General features: G+C 72.2%; 6 protein-coding genes and 1 pseudogene. 4 read left to right on the top strand and 3 right to left on the bottom strand.

Translation table 11 applies throughout. The annotated features are described in order from the left end of the window. The first annotated feature begins 76 nt into the window (after nucleotides 1-76). The 4 genes from ACN6LD_RS41455 (at nucleotide 77) to ACN6LD_RS41440 (ending at nucleotide 4,141) form a co-directional block, all read left to right on the top strand. Entirely contained in the window at nucleotides 77-703 is a 627-nt protein-coding gene (locus ACN6LD_RS41455) for a TetR/AcrR family transcriptional regulator (RefSeq protein ID WP_319186884.1), read from the top strand. A gap of 179 nt (nucleotides 704-882) precedes the next feature. After that, nucleotides 883-1,944: an endonuclease/exonuclease/phosphatase family protein gene (locus ACN6LD_RS41450; protein ID WP_445045861.1), complete on the top strand. Its 1,062-nt coding sequence runs from the start codon at nucleotides 883-885 to the stop codon at nucleotides 1,942-1,944. Between the two features lie 108 nt (nucleotides 1,945-2,052). Next, nucleotides 2,053-3,276 carry an MFS transporter gene (locus ACN6LD_RS41445; protein WP_319186886.1) on the top strand — a complete coding sequence of 408 codons (1,224 nt, stop codon included), beginning with the start codon at nucleotides 2,053-2,055 and terminating at the stop codon, nucleotides 3,274-3,276. 256 nt (nucleotides 3,277-3,532) lie between these two features. Next, the gene (locus ACN6LD_RS41440; RefSeq protein WP_319279278.1) at nucleotides 3,533-4,141 is read left to right on the top strand and encodes a DJ-1/PfpI family protein; all 609 of its coding nucleotides are present in this window, start codon (nucleotides 3,533-3,535) and stop codon (nucleotides 4,139-4,141) included. A gap of 63 nt (nucleotides 4,142-4,204) precedes the next feature. Here ACN6LD_RS41440 and ACN6LD_RS41435 read toward each other — a convergent pair whose 3' ends face one another. The 3 genes and pseudogenes from ACN6LD_RS41435 to ACN6LD_RS41425 form a co-directional block, all read right to left on the bottom strand. Then, nucleotides 4,205-5,959 (bottom strand): NAD+ synthase, encoded by a 1,755-nt coding sequence (locus tag ACN6LD_RS41435; protein WP_319186888.1) that lies wholly within the window; start codon nucleotides 5,957-5,959, stop codon nucleotides 4,205-4,207. A 98-nt stretch (nucleotides 5,960-6,057) separates the two neighbouring features. Next, on the bottom strand, nucleotides 6,058-7,965 hold the full coding sequence (locus ACN6LD_RS41430) for a S53 family peptidase (protein ID WP_319186889.1): 1,908 nt from the start codon (nucleotides 7,963-7,965) through the stop codon (nucleotides 6,058-6,060). A 256-nt stretch (nucleotides 7,966-8,221) separates the two neighbouring features. Then, nucleotides 8,222-8,403 (bottom strand): annotated as a pseudogene (locus tag ACN6LD_RS41425) (hypothetical protein); the annotation flags it as partial.

Here is an 8,403-nt window from a genome sequence, read left to right as displayed (position 1 = left end):
GGTGCGGCGGACGGCCGCCGCACCCGCCCGTTCGGTGGGCGACAATTCCCCCAGTGCGACGAAAGGATCAGTGGACGTGAGCCCCGCCGACAGCGCAGCCGTCGAGCAGCCCGTCCGGGGGCGGCCCCGGAACGAAGCCCTGGAACGGGCCATCATCGAGGTCGCGATGAAACTGCTGGAGGACGGCGTCTCGCTCGCCGAGATGTCCATCGAGCGCATCGCCCGCACCGCCGGCGTCGGCAAGGCCACCATCTACCGGCGCTGGAGCGGGAAGGAGGCGCTGTTCGTGGACGTGCTGCGGGCCGCCGAGCCCGACGACCCCGAACTCCCCGGCACGTCCATGCGCGACGACCTGGTCGTGCTGCTGGAGGCGCTGCGCCGGCGCGGACTCGCCAGCCGCTCCTCGGCGATCCTGCACAACGTCCACGCCCAGATGAAGAGCAGTCCGCAGATCTGGACGGCCTACCACAACATGGTGATAGCACCCCGGCGCAGGCTGGGCGTCGAAGTCCTGCGCCGGGGACAGGAGAACGGCGAACTCCGCGCCGACCTCGACCTCGAACTGGTCAACGACATGTTCGTCGGCCCCATGCTCGTGCGCGCCGTCCTGCGTCCCGACGCCGATCTGCCCGAGGACCTCCCGGAGCGCATCGTCGACTCGCTGCTCGCCGGACTACGCCCCGTCAGCTCGCCGCACGCGTAACCCCGATGTGAGCGTTCCGTCACAGACCGGGCCCTGCCCGCCGGCCCCGGAACCCCTGGCGCCGCGCCCTTCGTCCTCGTCCCCGTACGGCCGTCACGAGACGGCGAGATCCAAGCCGATCATCCCCTAGGGTCGTACCCGGGGGACGGACGGTGCACGGCAGGCAGTGAGGCGACGGTATGGCGCAGCAGGCGTACATGACGGAGACGGGCGGCAACGGAGACTCGGGACACGAGCCTCGGGGAGTCCGGCTCCGGCGCCTGATCGGACGTCTGCTCGGCCGGCTGACCACGGGCTGGCGGGGGGACCCGCACATCTGGCGGCGCGGTCTGGTCGTCGCGGGCGTGGCGCTGGCGCTCGCCCTGGTGATGCTGCTGCACTCGCGCATCCCCAACCGGTACGGCAACCTCGGCAGCCTCACGGAGACGTTCCTGCCGTGGATCGGCGTGTTCGTGCCGGTGCTGCTGGTGGTCGCGGTGGTGCGCAGGTCGGCGACCGCGCTGATCGCCGTCGCGCTGCCGGTCGTGGTGTGGACGAACCTCTTCGGCGGGCTGCTCGTCGACCGCACCGGCGCCGGCGGTGACCTCACCGTGGCCACCCACAACGTCAACGCGGACAACCCCGACCCGGCGGGCACCGCCCGGGACGTGGCCGCCTCGGAGGCGGACGTGGTGGCCCTGGAGGAGCTGACCGCCTCGGCCGTCCCGGTGTACGAGAAGGCGCTGGCGCCGACGTACCGGTACCACTCGGTGCAGGGCACGGTCGGGCTGTGGAGCAAGTACCCGCTGAGCGGGGTGCGGGCCGTCGACATCGAACTGGGCTGGACGCGCGCCATGCGGGCGGCCGTCGCGACGCCGCAGGGGGAGGTCGCCGTCTACGTGGCCCATCTGCCCTCGGTGCGGGTCAAGCTGCAGGCCGGGTTCACCGCCCGGCAGCGTGACAAGAGCGCGGACGCGCTGGGCGAGGCCATCGCCGACGAGCGGCTGACCCGGGTGATCCTGCTGGGCGACCTCAACGGCACCATGAACGACCGCTCGTTGAACGCCGTGACCTCCCAGATGCGCTCCACGCAGGGCGCGGCGGGCAGCGGCTTCGGGTTCAGCTGGCCCGCGTCGTTCCCGATGGCGCGGATCGACCAGATCATGGTGAAGGGGGTCGAGCCGGTCACCTCGTGGACGCTTCCGCAGACGGGCAGCGACCATCTGCCGGTGGCGGCGCGTGTGAAGGTCACCACACCGTAACCGGGGCGTCGCCCGCCGGAATACCCGCCCGGGGAGACTTTGTTCCGTAGTTGAACATACGAAACGTATGATGGACGGAACCCGCTCTCCCTGAAAGGCAAGTTCTTCATGCCCCTGGCCCTGCTCGCCCTGGCCGTGGGTGCCTTCGGCATCGGCACCACCGAGTTCGTGATGATGGGCCTGCTGCCCGACGTCGCGGCCGACCTGCACATCTCCATCCCGGCGGCCGGACACCTGGTCTCCGCGTACGCGCTCGGCGTCGTCATCGGCGCGCCGCTGCTCGCCGCGGCGACCGCGCGGATGTCCCGACGCACCGTCCTGATCTCCCTGATGGTCCTGTTCGTCGCGGGCAACGCGCTCTCCGCGCTGGCCCCGGACAACGGCTGGCTGCTGGCCGCCCGCTTCCTCAGCGGTCTGCCGCACGGCGCCTTCTTCGGCGTCGGCGCGGTGGTGGCCACCACCCTGGTCGCGCCGGAGCGCAAGGCCCGCTCGGTGTCGCTGATGTTCCTCGGTCTGACCGTCGCCAACATCGCGGGCGTCCCCGCCGCCACCCTCGTCGGCCAGCACCTCGGCTGGCGGGCGGCCTTCCTCGGCGTCAGCGTGATCGGTCTGGCGGCGATCGCCGCCCTGGCCCTGCTGATCCCGCACGACCACACCAGGGCGCCCGCCGTCGGCCTGCGCCGCGAACTGTCCGCCCTGCGTTCGCTTCCGGTGTGGCTGGCACTCGGCACGACGGTGGCCGGCTTCGGCGCCCTGTTCGCCGCCTACAGCTACATCACGCCCATGCTGACGGACTCCGCCGGGTACGCCGGCTCCAGCGTGACGCTGCTGCTGGCGCTGTTCGGCGTCGGCGCCACCATCGGCAACCTGGTCGGCGGCCGGCTCGCCGACCACGCGATGCGGCCCACCCTGTTCGCCGGACTCACCTCGCTGGCCGTGGTCCTGGCCCTGTTCCCGCTGCTCATGACGACGGCCTGGGGCGGCGCGCTGGCCGTGGTCCTGCTCGGCGTCGCGGCGTTCGTGACGGGCTCCCCGCTCAACCTGATGGTGATGGAGCGGGCGACCGCGGGCCCCTCGCTGGCCTCCTCCGCCAACCAGGCCGCGTTCAACATGGCCAACGCCGGCGGCGCCTGGATCGGCGGCCTGACCCTCGCGGCCGGTTACGGCGTGACCTCCCCGGCGATCGCCGGGGCGGCCCTGGCGGTACTGGGCCTGGGGGTGGCCGGCGTCGCGTACGCCGTCGACGCCCGCCGCGCCCCGCGCCCCAGCGGCCGCGACCGCGTCGTCGCGACCCACGTACCGCGCCCGGCGGAGGCGGCGGCACGGCACTGACGCGACCGCCGGCCCGCCCGCCCCGCCCCGGCGGCGGGCCGGCTGTGCGGCGTTCCCCGTGACCGGTGAGCGGCGGGTGGCATGTCCCCGAGGCGTGCCACTCACCGCCGACCGGCCCTCGGCTCCCCGAGGGGTGCCACTCACGGCCGATCGGCCCTCGGCTCCCCGAGGGGTGCCACTCACCGCCGATCGGCCCTCGACCCGGCCTCCGGCGCCCCGCAGACTGGTGATCCGTCGCCGTCCCCGAGGAGTTGCGATGCAGGTAGCCGTGGTCACCTTCGACGGATTCAACGAGCTGGACAGCTTCATCGCCTCCGCGCTGATCAACCGGTGCCGCAAGGACGGCTTGGAGGCGTTCGTCACGACACCGGCGCCGGTGGTCACGTCGATGAACGGCGTCGAGGTGACCGGGCAGCGCCCGATGGAGTTCGTGGCGGAAGCCGACGTCGTGCTGATCGGCAGCGGGGTGCGCACTCGCGAGGTGGTCGCCGACGAACGGCTGATCTCCACGCTGCGGCTCGACCCCTCGCGCCAACTCGTCGGCGCGCAGTGCTCCGGGGCGCTGGTGCTCGCCCGGCTCGGGCTGCTGGGCTCCATGCCGGCCTGCACGGACGTCAAGAGCCGGCCCTTCGTGGAGGCCTGCGGCGTCACCGTGCTGGACGAGCCGTTCCACGCCGAGGGGAACATCGCCACGGCAGGCGGCTGCCTGGCGTCCCAGTACCTCGCCACCTGGGTGATCACCCGGGTGCTCGGGGAGGACGCCGCGCGCGACGTCCTCGGCTACGTGGCTCCGGTCGGCGAGGAACGGGAGACCGTGGAGCGCGCTCTGGGGGCGGTCGGAGCGGGCCGGGCCACCGTGCGCTGACCCGCCCCGCCGCCCCGGCCGGGTTCCGTGCGGAGCCCTGCCGGGGCGGACCCCCGATCCCGGCTACAGCGACTCGCGCCAGCCGTTGGTGATGGGGAGGCGGCGGTCCTTGCCGAAGCCCTTCGCCGAGATCTTCGCGCCCGGCGGGTACTGGCGGCGCTTGTACTCGGCCGTGTCGACCATGCGCAGGGTCTTGGCGACCAGCGCGGGGTCGTAGCCGGCGGCGACGATCGCGTCCGCGCCCTGGTCCCGGTCCACGTACATCTCGAGGATCGCGTCCAGGACGGGGTAGTCCGGGAGCGAGTCCGTGTCCACCTGGCCGGGGCGCAGCTCGGCGCTCGGCGGCTTGGTGATCGAGTTCTCCGGGATCGGAGGGGTCTGGCCCCGCTCGGCCGCGGCGCGGTTGCGCCACTCGGCGAGCCGGAAGACCCACGTCTTGTAGACGTCCTTGATCGGGCCGTACGCGCCGACCGAGTCGCCGTACAGGGTCGAGTAGCCGACCGCCAGCTCCGACTTGTTGCCGGGCGCGAGGACGATGTGGCCCTCCTGGTTGGAGACGGCCATCAGCAGGGTCCCGCGCAGGCGTGACTGGAGGTTCTCCTCCGCCAGGCCCGTCAGTCCCAGCGAACCCATGTACGCGTCGAACATCGGCTCGATCGGCACCGTGCGGAAGTTCAGTCCGGTGCGCCGGGCCAGCTCCGCCGCGTCGCCCCTGGAGTGGTCGGAGGAGTACTTGGACGGCATCGACACGCCGTACACGTTCTGCGCGCCCACCGCGTCACAGGCGATGGCCGCGACGAGCGCCGAGTCGATCCCGCCCGACAGCCCGATGAGCACGGACCGGAAGCCGTTCTTCGCGACGTACGCCCGCAGCCCCACGACCAGCGCCGAGTAGACCTCCTCGGCGTCGTCCAGCCGCTCCGCGTACCCGCCGCTCAGCTCGGGCTCGTAACGCGGCAGCGGCTCCTCGGACAGCACCACGCGGTCGATGCGCAGACCGTCGTCCACGACGCCCGTGGGCGCGTCGGGGGAGGCCGCGGGCAGGTCGAGGTCCAGGACCACGCAGCCCTCCGAGAACTGCGGGGCCCGCGCGACGACCTCGCCGTCCTTGTCCACGACGATGGAGTCGCCGTCGAAGACGAGCTCGTCCTGACCGCCGATCATCGCGAGGTAGGCGGTGGTGCAGCCGGCCTCCTGCGCCCGCTTGCGGACCAGCTCCAGGCGGGTGTCGTCCTTGTCCCGCTCGTAGGGGGAGGCGTTGACGGAGAGCAGCAGACCGGCTCCGGCGGAGCGCGCCGCGGGGACGCGGCCGCCGTCCTGCCAGAGGTCCTCGCAGATCGCGAGGGCCACGTCGACGCCGTGCACGCGCAGCACCGGCATGGTGTCGCCCGGCACGAAGTAGCGGAACTCGTCGAAGACGCCGTAGTTGGGCAGGTGGTGCTTGGCGAAGGACAGCACCACCTCGCCGCCGTGCAGCACCGCCGCGGCGTTGCGCGGGGAGCCGGCCGGCCGGCCGAACCGCGGCTGGTCGTTCTCCGACCGGTCGAGGTATCCGACGACGACCGGCAGCCCGCCGAAGCCCTCGTCGGCGAGGCGCGCGGCGAGCTGCCGCAGTGCGGTGCGGGAGGCCTCGACGAAGGAGGAGCGCAGGGCGAGGTCCTCGACGGGATACCCGGTCAGCGCCATCTCCGGGAACGCCACGAGGTGGGCTCCCTGCTCGGCGGAGTGCCGGGTCCAGCGGAGGATCGTTTCGGTGTTGCCGGCGAGGTCGCCGACACGCGAGTCGATCTGGTTCAGGGCGAGACGAAGTTGAGGCACGGGAACAGTGTAATCGTCAGAGCGACGCGATGGGGGGCGCGGGGTGTCGATCACCCCACGCCCCCCATCACCTCACGCCCCCCGTCACCTCACGGTGCTCAGCGGCGGCGGTACGAGTCGACGTAACCGTTCGCGGGCGTGCCCACGCCGGTGACGTCGTCGTAGCCCTTCACCGCGGACAGCGAGCTGTCCTTGCCGAGGCTGCGGACGGACGTCAGCAGGCCCCCGGTGGCGTCGACGCTGTTGGCGAAGTCGACGCGCGCCACGGCGAGTCCGGACCCCGTGGGGTTGTCGGTCACGTCGTGGTAGACCCGCGTGCCGTACTTGGAGTAGATCGACGGGTTGGCGAAACCGATCGCCTTGCCGCCGCGCGCCTCCTGGGCCAGCGCCTGCACCGCCGCGATGACCGGTGCGGCCAGCGAGGTGCCGCCGATGCGGTACTCGCTGTACTGCTCGGACCCGTCCGGGAAGGCCTGGGTCTGGCCGACCTTGAAGCCGGTGTTCGGGTCGGCGATCGCCGAGATGTCCGGGACGACGCGGTTGCCGGCGGCGTTGTTGGCCGTGGCGAGCGCGTTCGGGACGACGCCCTTCTGGTAGTACGGCTCGGCGACCGTCTTGCTGGTGCCGCCGCCCGCGCCCGAGGTGTACGCGCCGGGGAAGCCCGTCCAGCTCTTGCCGTCCGCGGACAGCGCGGCCTTCTCGGTGCCCCAGCCGGTCTCCCACAGGTACTTGTCGCCCTTGCCGACCGCCAGCGACGTGCCGCCGACCGCCGTCACCCACGCCGAGTTGGCCGGGGTGTCGACCTGCTTGGTGCCGGTGTTGGCGACCTCGTCGCCGTTGTCGCCGGAGGAGAAGTAGAAACCGATTCCCTCGACCGCGCCGAACTGGAAGACCTGGTCGTAGGCGGCCGCCAGGTCCGGCGTCTGGTTGGCCTCGACGTCGCCCCAGGAGTTGGAGACGATGTCGGCCAGGTGGTTGTCGACGATCTTGCTCAGCGAGTCGAGCAGATCGTCGTCCATGCAGGACGCGGCGCCCACGTACGTGACGTTCGCGGCCGGCGCGACCGCGTGCACGGCCTCGACGTCGAGGGTCTCCTCGCCGTACCAGCCCGAGGCGTCGCACTCGTCGGCGCCCGTGTGGGTGTAGTTCTTCGGCAGCACCTGGCCCAGCTGGCCGGTCTTCCAGGCGGCGTCGCCGTGCTTCTTCGCGTACGTGGCCGCGTCGTAGGCGATCGTCGGCGAGGCGAAGGCGTCGGTGATCGCGACGCGCACGCCCTTGCCCGTGTACGAGCCCGCGCCGTAGGCGGCACGCAGCTGCTTGCCGGTGTAACCCTGCACGGCGTACGGGATCGACTTGCCGTACGCCTTCGGCAGCGTGGTCGCGATGTTCGAACCGTAGTACGAGGAGAACGGTCCGGAGTTCTTGAACACGGCGCCGGGACCCGGCAGCTGGTCGCTGTGGGTCGCCTTGTGCGGGGCGTTGTCCAGGCCGGTGACGGTCAGGACGGCGCCGTCGAGGCTGTCCGGGACGGTGGCCGCCTTGGCCGGGGCCCGGTAGGTCTTCGAGCCCTTGGCGTAGTTGTGCAGCTGGGTGCCGAACGCCTTCTCGACGGCGGCCACGTCGCCGCTGACCGAGACGTAGTGCTCGGTCGTGCCGGTCACCTTCAGACCGGCCGCCGCCAGCCACGACTTGACGGCGGCCACCTGGGCCGCGGTCGCGCCGTAGCGGGCCTTCGCCTGCGCGGCGGAGAGGTACTTGCCGTAGGCGGCCGAGCTCGGGTCGGAGACCGACTTCGCGTACCGGCCGAGGCCGGCCGCGTCGCGTCCCGCGAGGTAGACCCGGGCGGAGACCTGCGCACTGTCCGGGGTCGAGCCCTTGTCCGCCTTGGCCGTGGCCCACGCGGGCTTGGTCCCGGTCAGCGTGTCGCGGGCCGGGGCGTCCGCGGCGTGCGCCGCGGGTATGCCGAGCGCCAGCGCGCCGACGATCATGGGCAGTGTCGCTGCCATGCTCGCTCCGGCGCGCAGCGTGGCGCGATTGGATCTCATAGGACCCCCTGTAGGTGGTTCGACGCGAGTGGATCACTCGACGTGCGGGCCACTCTGGCGACGAACCCTTCATGCCAGGGGAATGCGAACACCAAGAAGCGCCCAAGTGACCGCTTTCTGGCACGGTTTGACGGATACGTCCGCGAAGTCGAGGGAAAACCCTATGAGTTGATCCAGGGGGACCGGGGGCAGGACCAGAAGCCGGACGGGGCCCGGTTCAGGAGCCGTCCGGAGCCACGATCAGGAGCTGGTCCGGAGTCCGGATCGGGAGTCGGGCCGGGAGCCGGGCCGGAGGTCTGGACCGGGAGCCGGGCCGGAAGGGCCGGGGAGGCCGTGCGGCGGCCCGGACGAGGGTGGCGCGGGGTCGGGCGGGCGGCCCGGCGGCGTCCGGCGTGCGAC

The sequence above is a fragment of the Streptomyces sp. SAS_272 genome, from assembly GCF_052543235.1.
This window is presented reverse-complemented; position numbering and strand designations above follow the sequence as displayed.